Source organism: Chryseobacterium sp. StRB126, assembly GCF_000829375.1.
Lineage (GTDB): Bacteria > Bacteroidota > Bacteroidia > Flavobacteriales > Weeksellaceae > Chryseobacterium.
In genome coordinates, this window is the sequence record NZ_AP014624.1 from 2,936,073 (window position 1) to 2,957,508 (window position 21,436).

The 21,436-nt window shown below is 36.0% G+C and carries 21 protein-coding genes; 17 read left to right on the forward strand and 4 right to left on the reverse strand.

Features of this window, described 5'->3' with window-relative positions; translation table 11 throughout:
- Positions 1–154: 154 nt before the first annotated feature.
- Genes CHSO_RS13285 through CHSO_RS13295 form a run of 3 tightly spaced genes read left to right on the forward strand, consistent with a single transcriptional unit; the run spans position 155 to position 5,065 of the window.
- The gene (locus CHSO_RS13285; protein WP_052480594.1) at positions 155–1,600 is read left to right on the forward strand and encodes a tellurite resistance TerB C-terminal domain-containing protein; all 1,446 of its coding nucleotides are present in this window, start codon (positions 155–157) and stop codon (positions 1,598–1,600) included.
- The gene (locus CHSO_RS13290; protein WP_045496699.1) at positions 1,593–2,909 is read left to right on the forward strand and encodes an ATP-binding protein; all 1,317 of its coding nucleotides are present in this window, start codon (positions 1,593–1,595) and stop codon (positions 2,907–2,909) included. Before CHSO_RS13285 ends, CHSO_RS13290 begins: the two co-directional genes overlap by 8 nt.
- Entirely contained in the window at positions 2,906–5,065 is a 2,160-nt protein-coding gene (locus tag CHSO_RS13295; protein WP_045496702.1) for a DEAD/DEAH box helicase, read from the forward strand. The genes CHSO_RS13290 and CHSO_RS13295 overlap by 4 nt, the downstream gene beginning before the upstream one ends.
- A gap of 55 nt (positions 5,066–5,120) precedes the next feature.
- Here the strand turns inward: CHSO_RS13295 and CHSO_RS13300 are convergent, their stop codons facing one another.
- Positions 5,121–5,897, reverse strand: coding sequence for an MBL fold metallo-hydrolase (locus tag CHSO_RS13300; RefSeq protein WP_232509065.1), 777 nt, complete (start codon positions 5,895–5,897; stop codon positions 5,121–5,123).
- A 35-nt stretch (positions 5,898–5,932) separates the two neighbouring features.
- Positions 5,933–6,691 carry an NUDIX hydrolase gene (locus tag CHSO_RS13305; RefSeq protein ID WP_316932445.1) on the reverse strand — a complete coding sequence of 253 codons (759 nt, stop codon included), beginning with the start codon at positions 6,689–6,691 and terminating at the stop codon, positions 5,933–5,935.
- Positions 6,692–6,917: 226 nt separating this feature from the next.
- On the opposite strand from CHSO_RS13305, the gene CHSO_RS13310 reads away from it, so the two are divergent.
- Complete coding sequence (locus CHSO_RS13310) at positions 6,918–8,102, forward strand: MFS transporter (RefSeq protein ID WP_045496705.1); 1,185 nt, start codon at positions 6,918–6,920, stop codon at positions 8,100–8,102.
- 116 nt (positions 8,103–8,218) lie between these two features.
- On the opposite strand, the gene CHSO_RS13315 is transcribed toward CHSO_RS13310, so the two are convergent.
- The gene (locus CHSO_RS13315; RefSeq protein WP_045502535.1) at positions 8,219–8,599 is read right to left on the reverse strand and encodes a winged helix-turn-helix transcriptional regulator; all 381 of its coding nucleotides are present in this window, start codon (positions 8,597–8,599) and stop codon (positions 8,219–8,221) included.
- A 145-nt stretch (positions 8,600–8,744) separates the two neighbouring features.
- Between CHSO_RS13315 and CHSO_RS13320 the strand changes: the two genes are divergently transcribed.
- The 9 genes from CHSO_RS13320 to CHSO_RS13360 all read left to right on the forward strand — a co-directional run bounded on the left by CHSO_RS13320 (position 8,745) and on the right by CHSO_RS13360 (position 16,197).
- Positions 8,745–9,665, forward strand: coding sequence for an alpha/beta hydrolase (locus tag CHSO_RS13320; protein ID WP_045496708.1), 921 nt, complete (start codon positions 8,745–8,747; stop codon positions 9,663–9,665).
- Positions 9,666–9,685: 20 nt separating this feature from the next.
- Entirely contained in the window at positions 9,686–10,852 is a 1,167-nt protein-coding gene (locus CHSO_RS13325; RefSeq protein WP_045496711.1) for an MFS transporter, read from the forward strand.
- A 73-nt stretch (positions 10,853–10,925) separates the two neighbouring features.
- Positions 10,926–11,627 (forward strand): DsbA family protein, encoded by a 702-nt coding sequence (locus CHSO_RS13330; RefSeq protein ID WP_045496714.1) that lies wholly within the window; start codon positions 10,926–10,928, stop codon positions 11,625–11,627.
- A gap of 227 nt (positions 11,628–11,854) precedes the next feature.
- On the forward strand, positions 11,855–12,103 hold the full coding sequence (locus tag CHSO_RS13335) for a hypothetical protein (protein ID WP_232509066.1): 249 nt from the start codon (positions 11,855–11,857) through the stop codon (positions 12,101–12,103).
- Between the two features lie 62 nt (positions 12,104–12,165).
- Positions 12,166–12,747 carry a nucleosidase gene (locus tag CHSO_RS13340; protein WP_045496720.1) on the forward strand — a complete coding sequence of 194 codons (582 nt, stop codon included), beginning with the start codon at positions 12,166–12,168 and terminating at the stop codon, positions 12,745–12,747.
- Positions 12,748–12,757: 10 nt separating this feature from the next.
- Entirely contained in the window at positions 12,758–13,279 is a 522-nt protein-coding gene (locus tag CHSO_RS13345) for a GNAT family N-acetyltransferase (protein ID WP_045496723.1), read from the forward strand.
- Positions 13,280–13,466: 187 nt separating this feature from the next.
- The gene (locus CHSO_RS13350; protein WP_045496726.1) at positions 13,467–14,045 is read left to right on the forward strand and encodes a Crp/Fnr family transcriptional regulator; all 579 of its coding nucleotides are present in this window, start codon (positions 13,467–13,469) and stop codon (positions 14,043–14,045) included.
- A 181-nt stretch (positions 14,046–14,226) separates the two neighbouring features.
- Positions 14,227–15,201, forward strand: coding sequence for a 3-oxoacyl-[acyl-carrier-protein] synthase III C-terminal domain-containing protein (locus tag CHSO_RS13355; RefSeq protein ID WP_045496729.1), 975 nt, complete (start codon positions 14,227–14,229; stop codon positions 15,199–15,201).
- Positions 15,202–15,387: 186 nt separating this feature from the next.
- Positions 15,388–16,197 (forward strand): alpha/beta hydrolase, encoded by an 810-nt coding sequence (locus tag CHSO_RS13360; protein ID WP_045496732.1) that lies wholly within the window; start codon positions 15,388–15,390, stop codon positions 16,195–16,197.
- 134 nt (positions 16,198–16,331) lie between these two features.
- Here the strand turns inward: CHSO_RS13360 and CHSO_RS13365 are convergent, their stop codons facing one another.
- Positions 16,332–17,819 (reverse strand): PLP-dependent aminotransferase family protein, encoded by a 1,488-nt coding sequence (locus tag CHSO_RS13365; protein WP_045496735.1) that lies wholly within the window; start codon positions 17,817–17,819, stop codon positions 16,332–16,334.
- 66 nt (positions 17,820–17,885) lie between these two features.
- On the opposite strand from CHSO_RS13365, the gene CHSO_RS13370 reads away from it, so the two are divergent.
- The 4 genes from CHSO_RS13370 (at position 17,886) to bioB (ending at position 21,267) form a co-directional block, all read left to right on the forward strand.
- Positions 17,886–18,509 carry a hypothetical protein gene (locus CHSO_RS13370; protein WP_045496738.1) on the forward strand — a complete coding sequence of 208 codons (624 nt, stop codon included), beginning with the start codon at positions 17,886–17,888 and terminating at the stop codon, positions 18,507–18,509.
- On the forward strand, positions 18,502–19,611 hold the full coding sequence (locus tag CHSO_RS13375; protein ID WP_052480595.1) for an aminotransferase class I/II-fold pyridoxal phosphate-dependent enzyme: 1,110 nt from the start codon (positions 18,502–18,504) through the stop codon (positions 19,609–19,611). The genes CHSO_RS13370 and CHSO_RS13375 overlap by 8 nt, the downstream gene beginning before the upstream one ends.
- Positions 19,612–19,672: 61 nt before the next feature.
- The gene (gene bioD / locus CHSO_RS13380; RefSeq protein ID WP_045496742.1) at positions 19,673–20,284 is read left to right on the forward strand and encodes a dethiobiotin synthase; all 612 of its coding nucleotides are present in this window, start codon (positions 19,673–19,675) and stop codon (positions 20,282–20,284) included.
- Positions 20,281–21,267, forward strand: coding sequence for a biotin synthase BioB (gene bioB / locus CHSO_RS13385; protein WP_045496745.1), 987 nt, complete (start codon positions 20,281–20,283; stop codon positions 21,265–21,267). The genes bioD and bioB overlap by 4 nt, the downstream gene beginning before the upstream one ends.
- Positions 21,268–21,436 lie beyond the last annotated feature (169 nt).

The following is a 21,436-nucleotide window of genomic DNA, read 5'->3' on the forward strand; positions in this document are numbered from 1 at the left end:
GAAAAGGAAGCCTTATCTATTCCGCATTACGGGAAACCGTAAAGAATATTGACTCCTCTTCAGTACATTTGAGACAATATTGTTATATTAGAGAACTGATTAATACTCAGAAAAACTAATTAACTAATAAACTCAATTTTACTAAGAAGCCATCATGCAGAATGATAATACAATTGATGATTCCATTATAGATGTTTCAGGAAACAGAGAAATACCAATTGATTTTGGAAATATAGCCTCTGTTCCGGATTCTCAATCTAATACTTATGATCCGGATTCCTGGAAAATCGGACAAAAATATACCCGTAAGTTATCCCTGAGTGAAGCTCAGACCAAAATGCTGGATAAAATGTCTTTTTCCGGCAATGTTTTCAATGAAATAGAATATTGTAAAGTTCAGATATTAAAACAGTTTATAAGAGCTGTTGAATACCTGTTTGAACACTGTATACCTGTGAATAAATCTTACTCTACAGTTGTTGACGAGCTTTCGGAAATCATTGTGTGCCTTCGTTACAATTACAGGAAAGACAGTTTAAACTACAATTATACCTATGAGTCTGTACAGACTGAAATTTTCAATCACATTCTAAAATTATGTGAAAATAATGTTCGTGATGTATACGGTATCAAAAGAAAAATCAATACCGATTTCAATTATAATCATCCTGATATTCTTCATCAGTACAATAGAAAAGTGGTTTCAAAGCTGCAAGCTTTTCTTACTGAGAATCAACATCAGATTCTGGATGCTGACTATAAAACGAATATTATCCTCAATGAGAATAATACGAACCGCTGGAAAACCAAATTTGATGAGATCAAAGAAGATTATTCCAATCCATTAGCATTTGAAAGAGAAATTTTCAGACTTACGGAAGTGAATATCAAAAATCCGTCTGCTGATGCTATATTTTTTGAAGCTTCAAAATTTGTTGCAGAACATGATAAGACCTGCGCATTAAAACTTTACATTCATTATCTTGATAAAGATCTGAATTCTCCGAAGTTCGACCAAAGGCAACTGAACAAAACCGTCCAGAAAAGTTTATTTTCCACAAAAGAACAACTGTCTGATTTTGAAAAGATTCTTAGCGAATTTATTACTGACAGAAACCTAGACAATGCTATTGAAAAGGCAAATTTGTTGTATGCTCCTAAAAGAAAAAGAATTACCATTGATCCCGAAGCCATTAAAAACATTCAGGCACTGGATTCTGAAACGGCTGGTATTTTAGGTCAGATTCTTAATGAAGAAGAGAGTGAAGATTCTGTAAATGCAGAAGAAGTTTCCAATCAACAGGAAGTAACAATCACCATTCCACAGATTCAGGAATCTCACAGCTCAAAATACCTTGATGAATTGAATTTATCAGCTATTCAAAAGGAAATTCTTGACCTGTTTGAAAAACAAAGCTTTAATATACTTCAAGCTGATTTTGAAGAGTTTATCAAAACCAAAGGCCTGTTTATGGGTTCTACCATAGATTCTATTAACGAATCCTGTTATGAAACCCTTGATGATATTCTGGTTGAGGAAGAGGATGAATATTTTATTATTAACACCAATTACTATAAAAAACTTTTAAACAATGATTGACAATATCAAACCCAAAGAAGCAACTTCCATTATCAACTCCCTGGTAAGTGGTGTGGTGCCTAAAATTGGAGTACAACATATTACCGTAGGAAGATCTGATGAAGTAAATGCTTTCATCGGTTCCCTTGAAGACGTTAAAAACGGGCTCAGTCTCGTAAAATTCTGGATCGGGGATTTCGGAAGCGGAAAATCTTTTATGCTTCATCTTTTAAATACGGTAGCTTTAAAGCAGAAGTTTGTAGTGGCCAATGCAGATTTCACTCCGGATAACAGGCTGTATGCCAATGATGGGAAAAGTGTGATTCTTTATTCTGCTATCATGGATAATATTGCCATCCAGACCAAACCTGAAGGTGGGGCTTTACAAACGCTTTTGGAAAAGTGGATTGAGCAGGTTATTTCAAAAACAGCAGAGGAAAATAATATTCCTTTAATGGAAATAAGAAATGACCAATATTTAGAGCTGATTCAGAATTCCATTATGAAAACAATGAATGAAATTACTGAAGTAGGCGGATTTGATTTCGGTTCTGCCATCGTAAAATATTATGAAGGTTATATCAAAGGGGATGAATTGCTGCGCCGAAATGCCTTGAAATGGCTCAAAGGTGAATATACCATCAAAACAGAGGCCCGTCGGGATCTTGGAATAAGGGAAATCATCAATGATTCCAACTATTATGATATGCTGAAAAACTTCTGTAAGCTTTTTGTAAGTATGGGCTACAGCGGCTTTATGATTAATCTGGATGAAGCCATCAATCTTTACAAAATATCAGTTTCCGCTTCACGCGAGAAAAACTATGAGAAGATTTTATCTATTTATAATGACTGTTTCCAGGGAAAAGTATCCAATCTTTTCATCAATTTTGCAGGAACAAAAGAGTTTTTGGAAAACGAAAGACGAGGACTTTTCAGTTACCAGGCATTAAAATCAAGACTGGAAGGCAATAAGTTTGAAACGTATGAGTTCCGTGATTTTGCCCAGCCGGTCATCAAACTGATGCCTTTGAATCATAATGAAATTTTTGTTTTGCTTAAAAAACTGAAACTGATCTTTGATTTTAACTACAAAACAGAATTGAATATTACGGATGAGGAAATTTCTGCTTTTATGGAGGAAATGTTCAATAAACCGGGAGCTGCAGAATTTCTTACTCCAAGAGAAGTCATCAGGGACTTTCTGAATATCCTGAATATCATCAGACAAAATCCTGATGTGGACAAAGGAAGACTTTTCGGAGACATTGAAATTTCCGATGAAAGACCAAATGATCTGATCCTTTTAGACAGTATTGAGGAACTATGACAGCATTCAACCTGCTTTCTGAACCCATCAGAAAATACATCCGGGATAAGAAATGGGAGAGCCTGAGAAAGATACAGGAAGCTTCTATTCCGAAAATTATTACTACAGATAACAATTATGTTTTAATATCAAGAACAGCTTCAGGTAAAACTGAGGCCGCTTTTCTGCCTATTCTGTCCAAAGTGAATTTTAAAGAACCAGGCGTAAAAGTGCTTTATATTTCTCCTTTAATTGCCCTGATTAATGATCAGTTTATCCGTGTTGAAAGCCTTTGTGAATATCTTGATGTTCCGGTAACCAAATGGCATGGAGAAGCAGCTAGAGGTGCTAAAGACAGATTGCTGAAAAGTCCGGCAGGCATTGTTCTCATTACTCCTGAATCTCTGGAAGCGATGTTTGTAAATAAACCTTACAATATCCAACATTTATTCTCTATGTTGGATTATATTGTTATTGATGAAATCCATTCATTTCTGGGATCAGACCGCGGTACACACCTGCAGTCTTTGCTGAACCGGCTCCAAAAAGTAAATGTTAAAAAATTCAGTGTTGTAGGGCTTTCTGCTACAGTAAGCGATGCCAATCAATATATTGAGCTTAAGAATTTTCTTGGAGATCCGAAGGACACCACAATTATCAGAGATAACACCCCCAAACCGATTAATGCTGTTTTCAGATATTTTGAAGGTTCTGTAAATGCATTACCATTACCATTACCTTTATTAAAAGACTTATATGTAAGAACAAGAGAAAGTAAGGTTCTTATTTTCCCTAATGCAAGAGGCAGAGTAGAAGAAGTTGCCGTTAAATTAAAGCAGATCTCAGAAAGAGTAGGTGGACATAAGAACTACTTTTCACATCATTCCTCTGTAGATAAAGAAGTAAGGGAATATGTAGAGTTTTTTGCTAAAAATTCAACACTTCAGAATTTTTGTATTTCCTGTACTTCAACTTTAGAATTGGGCATTGATATCGGTAATGTAGATGAAGTAGTGCAGATTGATGCCACTCATAGTATTGCCTCTCTGATCCAAAGAGTAGGAAGAAGCGGAAGACGTGAAGGCAAAGCAAGTAACCTGTTTTTGTATGCTACGGACAAATGGAGTTTATTACAGTCATTAGCGTGTTGGCTGCTGTATCAGGAACAGTATATAGAACCCATTGCCATTAATGAAAAACCTTATGATGTTTTAGTTCACCAGATTTTATCTATTGTTAAAGGAACATCAGGAATATCTTCATCCAGACTGTTGGAAGAAATAACCGGCAACTCTGTTTTTTCAAAAATCAAAAAAGAAGAAACAGAAGAGATTATTATCCATCTTATTACCCTTGATTTTTTAGAAAAGTTGGGTAATGAACTGATTTTAGGAATGGAAGGTGAAGACGTTGTGAATAACAGGGATTTTTACAGCCTTTTTGAAACTCAGATTTTCTTTAAAGTTTCCAGCAATGGCGTTAAAATTGGGGAATTGCCATTATCTCCACAAATAAGGGAAAGTGAAAATATTTACCTGTCTGCAAAGATTTGGAGTATTATTGATATTGATTTTAAAACAAAAAAAATAGAAGTGATGCCTGCCAAAGATGGAAATAAACCTACATTCTTTGGAGATCCAGCCGATATTGCTTACCGGATCAGGGAAAAAATGCTCGAAATACTGATTTCAAAAGAAGAATATGATTTTTTGGATGAGATGGGTCGTGAAGCTATTGATGATTTAAGAAAAGAATTTTCTCTATTTACTATTAATGATTTTAAAACTGAAAGACCTCTATTAACCAGTAATGAGCTTCTTAGCTTTTATTCCTTTACCAGTTCAAAAATCAACAGGACTTTGCATTTTATTTTAAATACATTAAAGGTCAAAAATATTCTTCATAATGAGGAAAGCCTTTTTGAGATAGAAGACTACAGCAGTAGTGAACTGCAAATTATATTAAAAGGTATTGACAGGAACCAAAATATGGATCAGATTCTCATAGAGTTACTGGAAAAAAAACCTGAGGTTATAGATTTTTCAAAATGGGGAAAGTATTTGCCTATTCAGTATCAGGCATCATTATTAAAAGAAAAATATTTTGATTTTGAAGGCTGCTATACCTATCTAGAACATCTAAAATTTGCAGAAAATAAGCTTGAGTTTTCCAATTAAAAACACTCCGGATATTTATTTTAGATTTAATAAATATCCGGAGTGATATCTGTGTTTAAGCTTCAATAATAGCTTTATTCAGGTCATGATAAAGAAGGATCTTCCAATTGCTCTCTTTCGCTTCTTTTTCCCATAAAAGCCTTAATTCCATTGCTTTTCTGCCATCAAAATCACTTTTGTATGCCAAATGGTATTTTAAATATGATGCTTGTGGAAGGTCATCTGCTCCATAGAAAACCGTTTCTTTATTTTCCCGGATCCAGAACACCTGCATAAATGGGGTATGGCCACCTACCACTTCATATGAGATTTCATCCGTAATCTGCCCTTTGTCATCATTCATCCAGATAATATGAGGCAGTTGAATCAGTTTTTCTAAAATATCAAAATCAAAAGAGGGATTTCCTTTATTTTCCATTGCGAAATCCAACTCTCGTTTTTGGATATAAATCTGAGCATTAGGAAAAGTTGCTTCATAACCACCATCTGTAAGTGTTACTGCCCCCTCAATATGATCTTTATGAAGATGAGAGAGAAGGAGTTTTGTAATCTGTTCAGGCCGTATATTTTCTCTTTCAAGAATTTCTGAAACTACAGTGTTCCCAGCCTCATTTTTCCAGCCAATGCCAGCATCTAAGAGGATATAATCGTTTTCAGTAATGATAAGAAAAGGCTGGACAGACATTTTTATTCCGGTAACGGTATCAAAGTTTTCTTCTGTTAAAAGGGTAAAGTCTTTGGTTTTACTTGCAGAGAAATTACCTTCTTTGAGTGGAATGATTTTCATGATGCAAATTTCCTGAATATTTTCAACATCCAAAAGGTTTTTCATCAATAGATATCATCGGTAAAAACAATGGAAGAACCTTACCAGTTGTTCAAACCGTCTTCCAAAGCTTTCTCATAATTTTCTATATCAAAGGAGTAAAGATCGGGAGATCTGTGAGCGCCTACATATTTTTGTTCATCAAGTTTTTTTAAAACATTCAGATTTTTAATTTTTCTGTAGAAATTCCCTCGGTTAAGTGATTTGCCTAATATTGCCTCGTATAGTTTCTGTAGTTCCGGAAGGGTGAATTTTTCCGGCATCAGATTGTATCCAATGGGTTTGGTAGATATTTTTTCGCGTAAAGTAAGCAATGCTTTTTCAATAATTTCACGGTGATCCATTCCAAGAACAATTTCAGGAAGTTGACGCAGATACACCCATTCACAGGCTTCACTTACATCATCGGCTACAGGATTAATTTCAGAGGAATTATAAAGCGCATAATATCCTACGGAAATAAACCGCTGCTTTTGGAACAGGGTTTCATCAAACTCATCAAAATAGAGCTGACTTCTGTTTTTTCTTCCAAAAACACCGAATTCTTCCAGAAATACATCAGTAACACCTGCTCTGTCTTTCAACACTCTTACTACTGCTTCATCCAGATCATCATCTCTTCTTACATAACCACCCGGCAGAAGCCACTGTTTTTTATAATTCATTCTTACCAGTAATACCTTAAGCTCATTCTGGTCAAAACCAAAAACAACCGGGTCCACTGAAATATGGGGAAGATAAAGTTCTTTTGCTTCTGCAGATTTCTGTAAGATCTGTTCTCTGGAATCCATATAATCCATAAAAATAAATGTGTGTTATTACAAATGTAAAGATAAAATTGGATAATACTTAAAAAAAACTCCTTGTTGGAGCAGGTTATAAGAAAAAGACATATAACACTTACAGGTGAAATCAATTATAATAAATCTGTCTTTTTTATGAAAATGACTATCTTTGAGGTCATTAAAAAATAGATCCAAAACATTCAGTCATCAGGATATATTTCTATTCAATAAAAATTTTAAGATGCAGGTGAATTCTACCAACGCTATTTCCAGAACAGTGGTCTGGTTAATGGCTATTATTTCAGGACTTGTAGTGGCCAACAATTATTACAACCAGCCTTTACTGGCATTGATCTCTGAAGATCTCCATGTTTCTGAAGCGGCTGCCAGCAAAATTTCCGTTCTTACCCAGATCGGGTACGCTCTAGGATTATTACTGATTGTACCGCTTGGAGATAAGTTTTTCCGTAAAAAATTAATCCTGATTGATCTTTTTCTTGTTTTTGGATCTCTGCTTTGGATGACCTTTGCTAACCAATTATGGATGTTATATGCTGCCAGTTTATTGATAGGGGCTACTTCTGTAATCCCTCAACTGTTTGTGCCCATTGCAGCTGAATTGTCCTCAGATAAAGAAAAATCTGCCAATATCGGATTGGTAATGTCCGGACTTTTATTAGGAATTCTTCTTTCCCGTTTCATTGGCGGTATTGTAGGGGAAGTATGGGGCTGGAGAGCCATGTTTGGAATTGCTGCGGGATTAATGATTTTAGTCTGGCTGGCAGTGTATAAAATGCTTCCGGAACTATCTCCCAATTTCAAAGGTAATTACAAAGAATTGATGAGCTCCGTAGTTCATCTTGCTAAAACACAACCGATTCTTCAGCTGGCTTCTTTCCGTGGGGCTATGGCTTTTGGATCTATGTGTGCATTATTTACAACATTGGTTTTTCATATGGAAAAACCGCCTTTTAACGCAGGCTCATCTGTGGTAGGGAGTTTTGGTCTTGCTGGAGCTGTGGGTGCTTTAGCAGCAGCAAAAGTAGGAAATCTTCAAAAATACTTAGATATCAACCGTATCATATTGTACTCACTGCTGATTCTTATTGGAAGCTGGGGATTCACTTATTTTGCCGGAGAAACCTATTGGGGTTTAATTGTAGGAGTAATCCTGGTAGATCTTGGGGTGCAATCCAGCCATATTATGAACCAGACCAATTACTTTTTAATTAAATCCAATGCTGTAAACAGGCTGAATACAGTGTATATGGTATCTTATTTCATTGGAGGTTCACTAGGAACATGGCTGGCATCTGTTGCTTGGCAGAAAGCACAATGGGCAGGCGTTTGCGCTGTAGGAACTATCTTTGGCGTTTTGGCTTTAATTGCTCATATCTTATTTTGTAATAAAGTCAATAAATCATAAACTGTGCTGGAAAACGCAAAGGAGGCAAGAGGCTACTACAATTGTGTATATTTTTAAGGTGAAAAATATTTCCACTTCACTTATATAAAGTTTTCAGCAAAGAAGATTTACATATGCTATTTTGTATTACATCCTTCCTGCTTTTCAATAAATTTCCTATGCTTCCCGCCCCAAGTATTTAATGCATCCCATATAGGAATCAGTTCTCTGGCAATATCAGTAAGCTCGTAATCTACTCTTGGCGGAACTTCCGCATATACTGTTCTTTTTACCAATCCTTCCTTTTCAAGTTCCTTCAACTGAAGCGTAAGCATTCTTTCTGTGATTCCCGGAATAGCTCTTTTAATTTCACTGAAGCGTAATTTATTATCTTTTAATTTACTCAGAATAAACAACTTCCATCTTCCACCGATCTTACATACGGCATAGCTCAAATCACACTCCTGAATATATTGTTTGTTGATATTATTGGTTGAATTCTCTTTTATCTTACCCATACTTACAAATTTGTTCGTACCATACATTGGTCTGTATATAGTGCAAATGTAAGGTATGAAAACTAATTTTGTCCCCATAAAAGCAGATAAATAACAATAGCGCTACTGTTCACTGCAAACAATATTAACTTAAAATTACAATAAAATGCAGTTGACTCCTAAAATCAGTCAGATTTTAAACCATTTGGAAAAAATACAGTCTTTTAACCCACAAAATCCATTGGATGATGCCCGAAAATATCTTGAAGTAATGTCTTTACAGCTTAGTGCTAAAAAAGAAGCCGTTGCTATGATTGAAGAACTGGATATTCCAATGGAAACCCATCAAATTCCTATCAGAATCTATCGTCCAAAGGGAAAAACCGTTCAGAAATCTTCAGCCATTGTTTATCTTCATGGCGGATGGTTTATTGCCGGTGGCTATGAAACCCATGATGCGGTAGTCCGTAAAATAGCCAATGCAACAGGATCTGCCGTTATTTTTATAGATTATCGCCTTGCTCCGGAACATCCTTTTCCTGCAGGTTTAAATGATTGTCTTGATGTTGTACAGTGGATTATAGATAATGCAGACTCCTTAGGAATTGATCAAGATCAGATCGGAATTATAGGAGATAGTGCAGGGGGTGCTTTATCAACGGCTGTTTCTACCCAAATTGGAGAACTCTTTAAATTTCAGGTTCTGATTTATCCTGCTGTAGACAATCAGCTTAACACAAAAACCTGGGAAATTTATGAAAACGGGCCGGTTCTCAATAAGCAAGGGGGAGTAGATGCCTGGAACTCGTATCTTCCCAATGGGGAAAGCAATAACCCACTGGCGATTCCTGTTTTAATAAAGGATTTCAAAAATACTCCATCAACACTGATTATTATTGCGGAACATGATCCTTTGGCGGATGATGCAAGACATCTTGCTGAAAATATGCAAAATGCCGGAGTTCCCCTAACTACAAGCTTTTACAAAGATATGGTTCATGGCTTTATGCACATGGGCGAAATTTTGGAAGAAACGCAGCTGGCCGTTAATGAAATGGCAGATTTTGCTCAGCAACATTTTAAATAAACCCATCCAAAGAAATAATCATGAAAAAGTATGCCTACATCGGATGTTTGGGATTTATTGCTGTGATTACAACAGAATTCGGAATCATTGGAATCCTGCCACAGGTGGCTGAGTATTATAAAATCAGTATAGACAAAGCAGGTTATCTTTTAAGTGCTTTTGCTTTGGTTATTGCTCTTACAGGACCTTTTATGACTTTACTTACTTCGGGGATTAATCGTAAAAAGGTAATGACAGCTTCTATCCTTATGTTCCTCATCACCGGAATTATCTCTTCATTTTCGCCTCCTTTCTGGCTGTTGATGCTGGTAAGAATTCTTCCTGCATTTTTACAGCCTGTATATATTGCAACAGCACTGTCTGTAGCGATATCCGGAGCTGATAACAGTAAGAAAAATGAGCTGATGAGCACTGTGTTCAATGGGGTTGCCATAGCGATGGTTACTACGGTTCCTTTTGCTACCTGGATTTCGGGGCTCTATTCATGGGAATATTCGTTTATGATACAGGCTGCCGTGAGTTTGGTTGCATTGGGAACCATTCATTTTCTTCTTCCGTCAATGCCTGTCAAAGAAAAAAAGTCATATGGAAGCCAGATTAAAATCTTAAAGCAACCTCCGTTTATTTTGAGTACGCTTACTAACTTTTTTATGATTACTGCCTGGTTTTCCACATATAGTTATTTTGCTGATTATCTGGGAAAAGCCAAAGGAATGGATACTTCAATGGTAAGCTATATGTTATTTCTATTCGGAATTATTGGGATTATTGCGAACAAAATTGCTGGTAAAATGCTCAATAAAAATGTAACGGTAACGCTGGCGTTTTTTCTTTCCGGGACCATCCTAATTCCTGTATTATTATATGTTTCAGATGGAAACTTATTAGCCACTATCTTTGTAATAGGAATCTGGGGATTTCTTTATTCTCCGAGCTTTCTGAATGCTTCTACGTATATGATCTCGGCAGCTCCTGATGCGTTGGAATTTGCAAACAGCCTGGCCACTTCATTCGGAAATCTGGGAGTTACTTTAGGAACAACGATCGGTGGCTGGATTATTATTACCAAAGGAGTAGAGTACACCCCCTGGATAGGCTTTATTTTCGGGATTCTTGCATTTCTGATGATGATAGTAAGGAATATCGTTGAAAAAAAAGGAGAGGTTATTTCTGGTTGTCCGGAATAAATGTAACAAATTTTATTACATTAAAATAAATCCGTATCTTTGTTATGCTAAATTCGAATTAAAATTAAATAGAATGAAAATAGAAATCTGGTCGGATGTAATGTGTCCGTTTTGCTATATCGGGAAAAATAATTTTGAACAGGCATTAGAAAAACTGCCATTTAAAGATGAAGTGGAAGTAGAGTGGAAAAGCTTTCAGCTTGATCCAACGTTAGATGCTAATACAACTCAAGATACCATCCAATATTTCAGAGAGAAAAAAGGTGTAGGTGAAGCTCAGGCAAGTCAGATGCTGGCTCAGGTTACCCAAATGGGAAAAGGAGCGGGTATTGACTTTGATTTTGGAAAGACTTTAATCACCAATACTTTCAGCGCTCACAGACTGCTTCATTTGGCTAAAAAACATAACAAATCCAATGAAATGGAAGAAGCATTATTTATTGCTCATTTTATTGATGGTAAAAATGTAGGGGATACCGAAGTATTAATTTCCCTTGCTGAAAACCTGGGTATTCCTCAAGAAGAAGCCAGAGAAGCTGTTACCTCTGATCAATTGGATTATGAAGTAAACCAGGATATTATGGAGGCAAGAAACAATGGAGTTTCAGGTGTTCCTTTCTTTGTTCTGAACGGTAAATATGCAGTTTCAGGGGCACAGCCTGTAGAAGTTTTTGAAAATGCTTTACAGCAGACTTATAAAGAGACTGTAAGTCCTTTTAAAGATCTTTCGGGAGGCAATGGAGCTTCCTGTGATGCTGACGGATGCAGCATTTAATCATATAAACCCCAAGCTTTTTAGTTTGGGGTTTTTAATATCAGCCTAATAATCTTTTTTAAGCATAATGGGAATATTTTTATATTTGAAAAAAACAATTTATTAAAATAACTAACTTTCTGAGACTACTCTCAATTCTTTCCTATTTACTCATTATTTTGATGGGTCAAATGATGGGTCTCCCTTTTATTTGTTGGCTTTTATTGACCATGTTTGATATCGGAAATATGGACCAAATATTTGCAATTTTGGGATTTGTAGGATTTATATTGAATTTTACAAAATGGAGAAACAAAACTTCAATAACCATTTTAAGTTTTCTTTTCATGCTCTCCCCACTCATTAGCAGAATGATTCAGACTCCTATTGAATTGTTTGATTATGCTGCATTTAAAATCCCTGTATTTGTTTTTATAATAGGATATAGTATTTTCATCGTTCTTAATCTAAGAAACAAAAAATTACAAGCTACATAATCCTTCCGAAATCCGGCAAAACTCTTGTATCTTTGTAATACAGTATAAATCTATATTTTTCAATGATAAAAATTAATAATGAACTTCATTTTCCTATTGCAGACAGTCTTTTTGTTTTTGCACTGGATTCTGAAGCAGGAACAGTATTTGACGGGAAGAATAAACTGATAACAGGAATCGGTAAGGTAAATGCAGCGATAGAGCTTACTAGAGAAATTCACCTCAGAAAACCAAAATTAATTGTTAATCTGGGCTCTGCAGGAAGCAAAGGTTTTCATAAAGGAGAAGTGGTTTGCTGTACCAAATTTATCCAAAGAGATATGGATGTGAGAGGTTTAGGTTTTAAGCTATATGAAACCCCATTATCCGGAGTTCCACCTGTTTTGGAATATGGATTGAAAATGGACAGTCTTAAAGAAGGAATTTGTGGAAGTGGTGACAGTTTCGAAATGAATCACTTGGAAACAGATTACAATATTGTAGATATGGAAGCCTATCCTTTAGCATTGATTGCACAAAAAGAAAGCATTCCGTTTCTATGTTTAAAATACATTTCTGATGACGCTGGAAGCGATGCTGCCGACGACTGGAGTGTACAGGTGCATCTTGCTTCTGAAGCGTTCAAAAAAATATTATTTTCATAAAATTTAAAAAATGGCATCAATTATTATCAACAAAGCCTCTGCTGAAGATACAGATATTATCCAGAAGCTGGGTATTCAGACTTTTTCTGAAACTTTCTCAAAAGACAATACTGAAGTAGCCATGGAAAAATATCTGAAAGAAAGCTTCAATACAGAAAAGATAACCGCTGAACTGAATAATCCTGATTCTTTTTTTTATATTGCCTGGGAAGAGGATAATCCGGTTGGTTATCTGAAAGTCAATACCGGTAAAGCACAGACAGAGATACAGGGCGAAACCAGCCTTGAAATTGAAAGAATTTATGTGAAGAAAAGCCATCATGGCCAAAAAGTAGGACAGCTACTTTATGATCAGGCACTAAACACCGCTCAACATTTCAAAAAATCATATCTGTGGCTTGGAGTCTGGGAAGAAAACCTAAGGGCTTTAAACTTCTATAAAAAGAATGGCTTCGTTGAATTTGATAAACATATCTTCAGACTTGGAGATGAGGAACAGACGGATCTGATGATGAAGAAAATTCTAGATTAAAGATCAGCATCAATAAGATTTTTTCTCTCGCATTATGGAGATTACGCAGATTTCTTGTTGCCACGAATGCACGAATATTTTTTATTTACATATAAAATCTATGTGCCTATGTGACAAAAAATAAAAAAGTATATTCGTGGAAGTCGAAATGCGTCTCCATATCATTTAATAGTTATTCTTTAACACCATGAACAGTTCTGAATTTTTAAAACAAATTAACAGCTATTATCCATTATCAGAGGGCACTACTTCTGCTATGGTGGCTATTTGCAGCGAAGAGCAGTATAAAAGAAATGATCTTCTTCTGGAATCCGGCAGCATGGCAAGGTATTACTACTTCATACAATCCGGATTAGTAGGGTATTACACAATGGATGATGAAGGAAACAGCATTTATAAAATTTTCTTTGAGGAAAACAGCTTTGTGGCTTCCACATCGGCTATTATCAAAAATGAACCGAGTGATTTCAATATTATTGCTCTGGAAGATTGCTCAGTCATTAAATATCCCGTAAAGGCCTACCGTGAACTATTGGAAAAGCACCATGACCTTGCTCTTTTTCATATCCGGTATCTGGAGAAAAACTGGGTGGTTAAGAAGGAACCTCTAGAAGTTTCTTTAAAATTTGAAACCGCAAAACAACGGTATTTATTATTGCTTGAAAATAAATCTCTGTATGAAAGATTGAAGCAACATCATATTGCTTCCTATCTGGGAATAACCCCTACACAATTAAGTCGTATAAAAAAAGAGATCAATGGATAATATATCAATTCTCATTTTTTCTCTTAATTTCATATTTATCTTTACATAATAATTATTTATAATAGAATAATTTTTCGTAATACAGTTTTAAATATAGTATATTTTTCTAAATTTACAATAAATCTCATTATAGAGACTTATTGTAAATTACAATTAAATCACATTAAATATTTGAACTATTATGAAACTGCAGCACACTTATTTTTACCATCCCGAATATACGGAAAGCAATGAAGCTGTCATTCAACATTTTGAAAAACAGAACGTATCCATGCAAAAGATTCAGAATGCTTTGGGCAGAAGCAATCGCTTTGTTCTGAAAGATGAGACCCATGAAACAACACTTTCTATGGGTATTGAAGCAGCTAAAGGTGTACTCTGTAAAAGCAACTTTTCTATTCAGGAAATTGATATGATTGTATTTGTAAGCACCACACCAGAGCATCAGGTGCCTTGTGATTCCATTAAAATTCATCAAGCTTTGGGAGGAAAGCCTAATACACTTTGTTACGATATCAATGTCAATTGTATAGGTGCCTTTGTTGCTCTGGATCAGATTTCAAAATATTTGAATGGATCTGCTACGGCTCAGAAAGCATTGGTGGTTTGTTCAGAAAGACTTTCAGGGATATTAGATTCTGAAAATCCGGTTACTGCGTTTTGTTTTTCAGATTCTTCATTTGCTTTTATTGTAGAAAAAGACGCTTCTCCTTCAGGCTTAATAGATGTTTTGTACCATACAGATAGCAACTTTCATAATACCGTATTATACCCTCCACAAGGATATTCTTGCCAAAGTCCAAAGGACCTGACAATATGGGATACCAGTTTTGACGGAAGCGGTAGTGTAGATTTTGCTTTAAACAATATGGCTCAATTTTTAGAAAGAAACCGGCTAACAATTGAAGAGATTGATCTGTTTTTATTTTCCCAGTTCTCAATTAAAAACATTAATATCATTAGTGAACATTTCAATCTATCCCCGGAAAAAGTTCCCTTTTATTCAAAAGAAGTAGGGTATACCGGTTCTTCAAGTCCCTTTCTGGCGTTACATCAATATCAGAAAAAAGTGAGACCGCTCCAAGCAGGAGAACATATTCTGATATGGACATTGGGAGCGGGCTATCAGGCAGGCTTAATGCTATGGAAATATTAATCCCATAAATGGTATTAAGAAATAAATTAACAAAAGCTTCAACATTTGTTGAGGCTTTTCTGTTTTTTCAGGGGCAACTTTGTTATGTCAAAAGATTGCAAGTACAGCATTATTTAAATAAAAGAATGTAAATTTATTTAAGATGTGCTTAAAGTCTGCCTATTATTAATTAAATATTTTTAAAGCATGAAAAAGTTAATCAACATCGTTGTTGTTCTGACTGCCTTTGCACAGTTTTCAGCACAAAAGATCATTCATCAGGAAATCTTCAGTCCTAAGATGAATAAAAAGATCAAAACCATTATCATCACTCCCAATGTACAACCCAATACCACCTATCCATCCGTATATATTCTTCATGGTTTCAGCGGTAACCCGGACAGAACTATAAAGGAGGATATTCCTGATCTGGTTCAGAAAGCTCAGCAATACAAAACCATTTATGTTTTGCCTGATGGAAATTACAGTTCATGGTACATAGATAGTCCGATTGCTAAAGATTCCCAATACCAAACCTTTATCGGAAAAGAACTTGTTGATTTCATTGATAAAAACTATCCGGTAAAAGCCGAAAAAAAGTTCCGTGGAATTCTGGGATGGAGTATGGGTGGTTATGGAGCTACAAATATTGGTATTACCTATAACAAAACATTCGAGATTGTAGGCAGTTCATGTGGAGCTTTAGACCTTAGCTCATTTGGAGAGGGGTACAACACGTATATGGTAAATAAAGTATTAGGCCCTTTTGAATCTTTAAACTCTAATTTCCTTACAGACAGCAATATAAAATTAATGGCTGCCGCCGGACAGCACTATATTTTCGATTGTGGAACAGAAGATGTTCAGATGATCGGACAAAACAGAAAGTTCCATACAAAACTTACTGAACAGAAGATACAGCATCTTTATATAGAGTCCTTAGGAGCCCACGATACTCAATATTGGAGTCGCTCATTGTCTGAACAGCTGACCTTATTTGATAAGTATTTCAAATAGTACAGACTCTTACAAATCTTACCCTAAAATCCTTTTTAAGTATGGTCTTAAAAAGGATTTTTATTCTAAACAGTCTTTGAATTTTTGCAATTTTTGGAAATATTGATATTTGAAAGCTTCTTTTATACTATTTTTCATCTAAAATGCAGAATATTCTGGGAAAGAATTTCAATACTTTTTTCCATTTCATCAAAACCCAAATCTCCAAATCCCAATCTCATCGCAGTAAGTTTTTTATTCTGATAGAGCAAGGTTTTAGGAATAAAAAGGTTTTCCTGGGCACATTTCCGGCTTAATTGCATTAAATTAATGGGAATATTCCATTCCATCCAGATCGCAAGCCCTCCAGAAGGTTTTTCAAATGTAATTACATCTCCAAGATTTTCTTTAAGCAAACTACTGAAATGATCCCGTCTTTCCTGATAAACTTTTAAAGATTTTTTCAGATAGCGATTAATTTCTCCTTCTTCAATCATTTCTCCCAATGTTCTTTCCATCAGAATATCTCCCTGGCGATCAATAATTCCTAGATGTTTCCGCATTTCCACCATTAAATTTTCAGGAGCCACAATAAAGCCGGTTCTGAATCCGGGTGCCAATGATTTCCCGAAAGATCCGATGTAAATAACCATTCCGTTCGTATCAGCGCTCGCCAAAGGAAGAATTGGACTTTTATCATAATGGAATTCATAATCATAGTCATCCTCCAGAATCACAAATCCATATTCATTGGCCAGTTCCAGCAATTCGAGTCTCCGCTGGGCACTTAAAGCCACGGTTGTGGGGTAATGATGGTGTGGAGTAAGATAAAGCATCCTTATTGTCTGCTTTTTACAGGCTTCACGAACGCTTTCTACAATAATTCCATCCTTGTCAATGGGAAGGGTAACAATACTAACACCTGCCTTTTGAAAAATCATATTAACGGAAAAATAGCTCAGGTCACCCACCAGAACAGTATCACCTGCAGACAACAAGATTTCGGAAACAATATAAATACTCATTTCCGTACTTCGGGTGATTAAAAGGTTATTCTTAGAGATCGGTAATCCACGGGATAAATTGAGATACTGAGATAAATGTTCTTTAAAAAATTCACTTCCGTCATGGTTATAATGCCCAAGTCCTTTCTGATTAGACTTCCGTTTAAGAATGGAACTATAATATCGGGAATGCTGCCCGATCTGCGTAAGCCTGATATCCGGTACACCGTCATTAAAGACATATTCACAGTCCGAGTGCTCAAAAGGATTATCTAAGATATTAGTAGTTTTAAATGTAAAACCGGTATTCTTAGGATAGTTCTGAAGGTTATTTTCCTCAAAGTCCTTTACTTTTACAGGTTTTTCCTGATCTTTCCCGATCACAAAAGTTCCTTTATTAGGGAAACTCTCTACCCAACCCTGTGCAGACAGTTCATCATATACTGCCACTGCTGTATTGCGATGTACATCCAGAATTTCACTGAAGGCTCTGGTTCCCGGAAGTTTAGTTCCAAACGGTAAAACACCTCTTTGAATAGCATTCACCAATTGATTGGCTATTTGCAGATAGATAGAAGTTTCTGATTTTCTATCTATTTTAATAAAACTTTCATAAGGAATCTTAACCGGACTATCCATAATATAAAAACTGGCACCATAGAGCCATCCGGCAATATACTACTTTTGGCATCAAAATAAAAATCTATGGAATTTTATCATCTGCTCAAAAGAATAGTACAGGACGGCAGTACTCATGCCAAATGGCTGAACACTCTTTCTTTTATGGAAAATGCCGGTGCCAGAAAAATATCAAAGTGTGAACATCCTATTCTGGTTACTCAAATCCAGCTTAAGCATGCTGCTGAAGAGCATCGCCATGCCTATTATCTTAAAAAACAGATCGGGAAAATAGATCCAGAGCTTTGTAAAACATATGAGAGCAGAGAACTACTTGCTCCCATAGCAACCAGACAATATCTGCATTCATTAGATATTAAGGCCTGCAGGTACCTTCAGGATGCTTTTCAGCTTACAAAAGAAGACCTGAAATATGCAGCTTATCTTTTTGTAACCTACGCCATTGAAGTTCGTGCCGATGAACTTTATCCTGTTTATCAGCAGATCCTTACAGAGGAATCTTCTAAAATCATGGTAAAATCTATTATCCTGGAAGAAGAAGGGCATCTGGAAGAGATGATTAACCAACTGAATGAATTCTCTGAAGACTGGCAATTACACGCAGATCAAATTTTAGAAATTGAAAAGGATTTGCACCAACAATGGATTAATGCGATTACCGAAGAAGTGGCTCAACTGAACTATGCTTAAAAATATAATCCAATTTCAGGAAGCACTCTGCAAAAGAAAGAAGACGGGAACATTACGAACTTTAAAGCCGAAAGCTGAAGGTGTTGATTTTTATTCCAATGATTATCTGGGACTAGCGAAAAGCAAAGAATTTCAGAATATAATGCTTGAAAAGATCAGTGAAAATCCTCAATTGCTTTCAGGTAGCACGGGTTCCAGACTGATTAGCGGAAACAGCAACATAGTAACCTTTACAGAGGATTTTATTGCTGAGAAGCATCGGTTTTCTTCTGCACTGTTGTTTCCATCAGGCTATAATGCCAATCTAGCTTTATTTTCAACACTTCCGGACCGTCATGATACGATTATTGTAGATGAACACATCCACCGTTCCGTACATGATGCCTGTAAAATGTCAAATGCCAGAAAACTAAAATTCAGGCACAATGATATTGAACACTTGGAAAGCATCTTAAAGAAACAGGAAGGATATTGCTATATTGCTATAGAAAGTCTCTATTCTATGGAAGGAGATCTTGCCCCGATTCGTGAAATTGCTGAACTGGCAAAACAATATGAAGCAGACCTAATTGTTGATGAAGCCCATGCATTCGGAGTTTTTGGAAATGGTTTAGTAGATCAATATGGTTTACAGGATCAGGTGACAGCTAATGTCATCACTTATGGTAAAGCTTTAGGCGCTCATGGTGCGGCAATACTTTGTAATGATATTGTAAAATCTTATCTGATCAATTTTGCATCTCCATTTATTTATACTACTTCTGCACAGGATTTTCAGTGGATGAGCATCAAAACGGGGTATGATTTTCTGGAAGACCATAGAGAATTACCCGTACAACTTCAGAAAAATATAGAAATATTCAGAAGTCAGGGATTAGAATCTCCATCTTTCGAAACCAGCCCTGTTCAGGCTATCATCATTCCAGACAATCGGAAATTAAACTCTTTACAGGAAACATTATCAGAAGAAGGATTTTTAACTTATGCCATCTACAGTCCAACCGTAAAAGAGAACACCGAAAGACTCCGGATATGTCTTCACAGTTTTAATACAGAAACAGGAATTATCAGGCTTACAGAAATTATTAAAGACTTTACTTAAGAAAAGATACCACGGAAAAACGGGGGCCTACATCCTCGTATCATGTAACACAATACTTAGAATGAAACTATTTATAACAGGAATAGGAACTGAAATTGGAAAAACAGTCTGTTCCGCCATTTTAGTACAATATTTCAAAGCTGATTACTGGAAACCCGTACAATCGGGAGATCTTCATTATACAGATACCAATAAAATTGAAACTTGGACCGATAATACTTTCTGCCATCCTGAAACCCATCGTCTTCAATTGGCTGCATCTCCTCACCAATCTGCCAGAGCAGAAAATATAGAGATCCATCTTGATGATTTTCAGCTACCCGAAACTGAAAACACTCTGATTGTGGAAGGAGCAGGAGGCCTTATGGTACCGCTTTCGGACAATACTTTTATGATTGACCTTATTGAAAAGCTGAAGGTTCCTGCTGCACTTGTCGTGAGGAATTATTTAGGCTGTATCAATCATACCTTACTTTCAATCATGGCTTTGAAGCAAAGAAATATAAGTTTGGAATACCTGATTTTCAACGGAAATTTTCCTGAAGACACAGAGAGAGTAATCTCTACATTCATTACAAAAGAAACAAAAATTATCAAAATACCTGAAATCGAAAGATCGGATAAAGAACATATTACAATTACTGCAAAACAATTAACAATAACAAAATTATGATAATGGATAGAACAACAATCAGAAACAACTGGACGAAAGAAGAAATAGAAGAGATTTACCATTTACCCCTTATGGAGCTTATTTATAAAGCAGCTACGGTACATCGTGAATGGCATGATCCATCTGAAGTACAGATCTCAACTTTGTTATCCATCAAAACCGGAGGTTGCCCTGAAGACTGCTCATATTGCGGGCAGGCAGCACGTTATCACACTAATATCAAAGTACAGGCTTTATTACCTACTGAAACGGTAATTGCACATGCCCAAAAAGCAAAAGACAGTGGTTCATCCCGTTTCTGTATGGCTGCTGCTTGGCGTGAAGTTCGTAACAACCGCGATTTTGATAGGGTTATTGATATGGTAAAAGGCGTAAATGAACTTGGACTGGAAGTATGCTGTACTTTGGGAATGCTTACCGAAGAACAGGCCATAAGACTGCAGGAAGCCGGATTATATGCTTATAATCACAATCTTGATACTTCTGAACAATACTATGAAGAAATTATTTCCACCAGAACATTTGACAATAGAATCAATACAATTAATAATGTTAGAAAAGCAGGAATTACAGTATGCTCAGGCGGAATTATTGGTCTGGGAGAAACTCATAGAGACAGAATTTCCATGTTGCTAACATTAGCTACTATGCCTAAACATCCGGAATCCGTTCCTATCAATGCATTGGCTAGGGTAGAGGGAACTCCACTGGAAGATAATGAGAAAGTAGATACTTGGGAAATGGTAAGAATGATTGCCACTGCAAGAATCGTGATGCCTTCTTCTATGGTAAGATTGAGTGCCGGACGTATAGAAATGACAGAAACAGAACAAGCATGGTGTTTCATGGCAGGGGCTAACTCTATCTTTACAGGTGAAAGAGAAACATTGCTGGTAACGCCTAACCCTGGTGTTTCCGAAGATATGCAAATGCTGCAGACTCTTGGATTAAAACCGATGATGAAAAAAGAAACGTGCTGCTAAAAATTAAGAATATGAGTTTCTGGATTTTAATAATGAGCATTTTGAATTTCATTCACGAATTACTTGTGGAGTTCCTTTAGTTTTTAATTTATTTAAACGCTAGGATCGCAAAAAAAACATCATGAAACTGCATATTTTCTGTTCGCAAGGGCATTGCATTCAGCAGAGA

Excerpts from the sequence above, each read along its gene's own strand:
- CHSO_RS13335 (WP_232509066.1), top strand. The coding sequence starts at position 11,855 with ATGGACCAAATATTTGCAATTTTGGGATTTGTAGGATTTATATTGAAT.
- CHSO_RS13350 (WP_045496726.1), top strand. The coding sequence starts at position 13,467 with ATGAACAGTTCTGAATTTTTAAAACAAATTAACAGCTATTATCCATTA.
- CHSO_RS13320 (WP_045496708.1), top strand. The coding sequence starts at position 8,745 with ATGCAGTTGACTCCTAAAATCAGTCAGATTTTAAACCATTTGGAAAAA.
- CHSO_RS13305 (WP_316932445.1), bottom strand. The coding sequence starts at position 6,691 with ATGGATTATATGGATTCCAGAGAACAGATCTTACAGAAATCTGCAGAA.
- CHSO_RS13290 (WP_045496699.1), top strand. The coding sequence starts at position 1,593 with ATGATTGACAATATCAAACCCAAAGAAGCAACTTCCATTATCAACTCC.
- CHSO_RS13285 (WP_052480594.1), top strand. The coding sequence starts at position 155 with ATGCAGAATGATAATACAATTGATGATTCCATTATAGATGTTTCAGGA.
- CHSO_RS13315 (WP_045502535.1), bottom strand. The coding sequence starts at position 8,599 with ATGGGTAAGATAAAAGAGAATTCAACCAATAATATCAACAAACAATAT.
- CHSO_RS13375 (WP_052480595.1), top strand. The coding sequence starts at position 18,502 with ATGCTTAAAAATATAATCCAATTTCAGGAAGCACTCTGCAAAAGAAAG.
- CHSO_RS13355 (WP_045496729.1), top strand. The coding sequence starts at position 14,227 with ATGAAACTGCAGCACACTTATTTTTACCATCCCGAATATACGGAAAGC.
- CHSO_RS13360 (WP_045496732.1), top strand. The coding sequence starts at position 15,388 with ATGAAAAAGTTAATCAACATCGTTGTTGTTCTGACTGCCTTTGCACAG.
- bioD (WP_045496742.1), top strand. The coding sequence starts at position 19,673 with ATGAAACTATTTATAACAGGAATAGGAACTGAAATTGGAAAAACAGTC.
- CHSO_RS13310 (WP_045496705.1), top strand. The coding sequence starts at position 6,918 with ATGCAGGTGAATTCTACCAACGCTATTTCCAGAACAGTGGTCTGGTTA.
- CHSO_RS13365 (WP_045496735.1), bottom strand. The coding sequence starts at position 17,819 with ATGGATAGTCCGGTTAAGATTCCTTATGAAAGTTTTATTAAAATAGAT.
- CHSO_RS13370 (WP_045496738.1), top strand. The coding sequence starts at position 17,886 with ATGGAATTTTATCATCTGCTCAAAAGAATAGTACAGGACGGCAGTACT.
- CHSO_RS13300 (WP_232509065.1), bottom strand. The coding sequence starts at position 5,897 with ATGAAAAACCTTTTGGATGTTGAAAATATTCAGGAAATTTGCATCATG.
- CHSO_RS13345 (WP_045496723.1), top strand. The coding sequence starts at position 12,758 with ATGGCATCAATTATTATCAACAAAGCCTCTGCTGAAGATACAGATATT.
- CHSO_RS13340 (WP_045496720.1), top strand. The coding sequence starts at position 12,166 with ATGATAAAAATTAATAATGAACTTCATTTTCCTATTGCAGACAGTCTT.
- CHSO_RS13330 (WP_045496714.1), top strand. The coding sequence starts at position 10,926 with ATGAAAATAGAAATCTGGTCGGATGTAATGTGTCCGTTTTGCTATATC.
- CHSO_RS13325 (WP_045496711.1), top strand. The coding sequence starts at position 9,686 with ATGAAAAAGTATGCCTACATCGGATGTTTGGGATTTATTGCTGTGATT.
- bioB (WP_045496745.1), top strand. The coding sequence starts at position 20,281 with ATGATAATGGATAGAACAACAATCAGAAACAACTGGACGAAAGAAGAA.
- CHSO_RS13295 (WP_045496702.1), top strand. The coding sequence starts at position 2,906 with ATGACAGCATTCAACCTGCTTTCTGAACCCATCAGAAAATACATCCGG.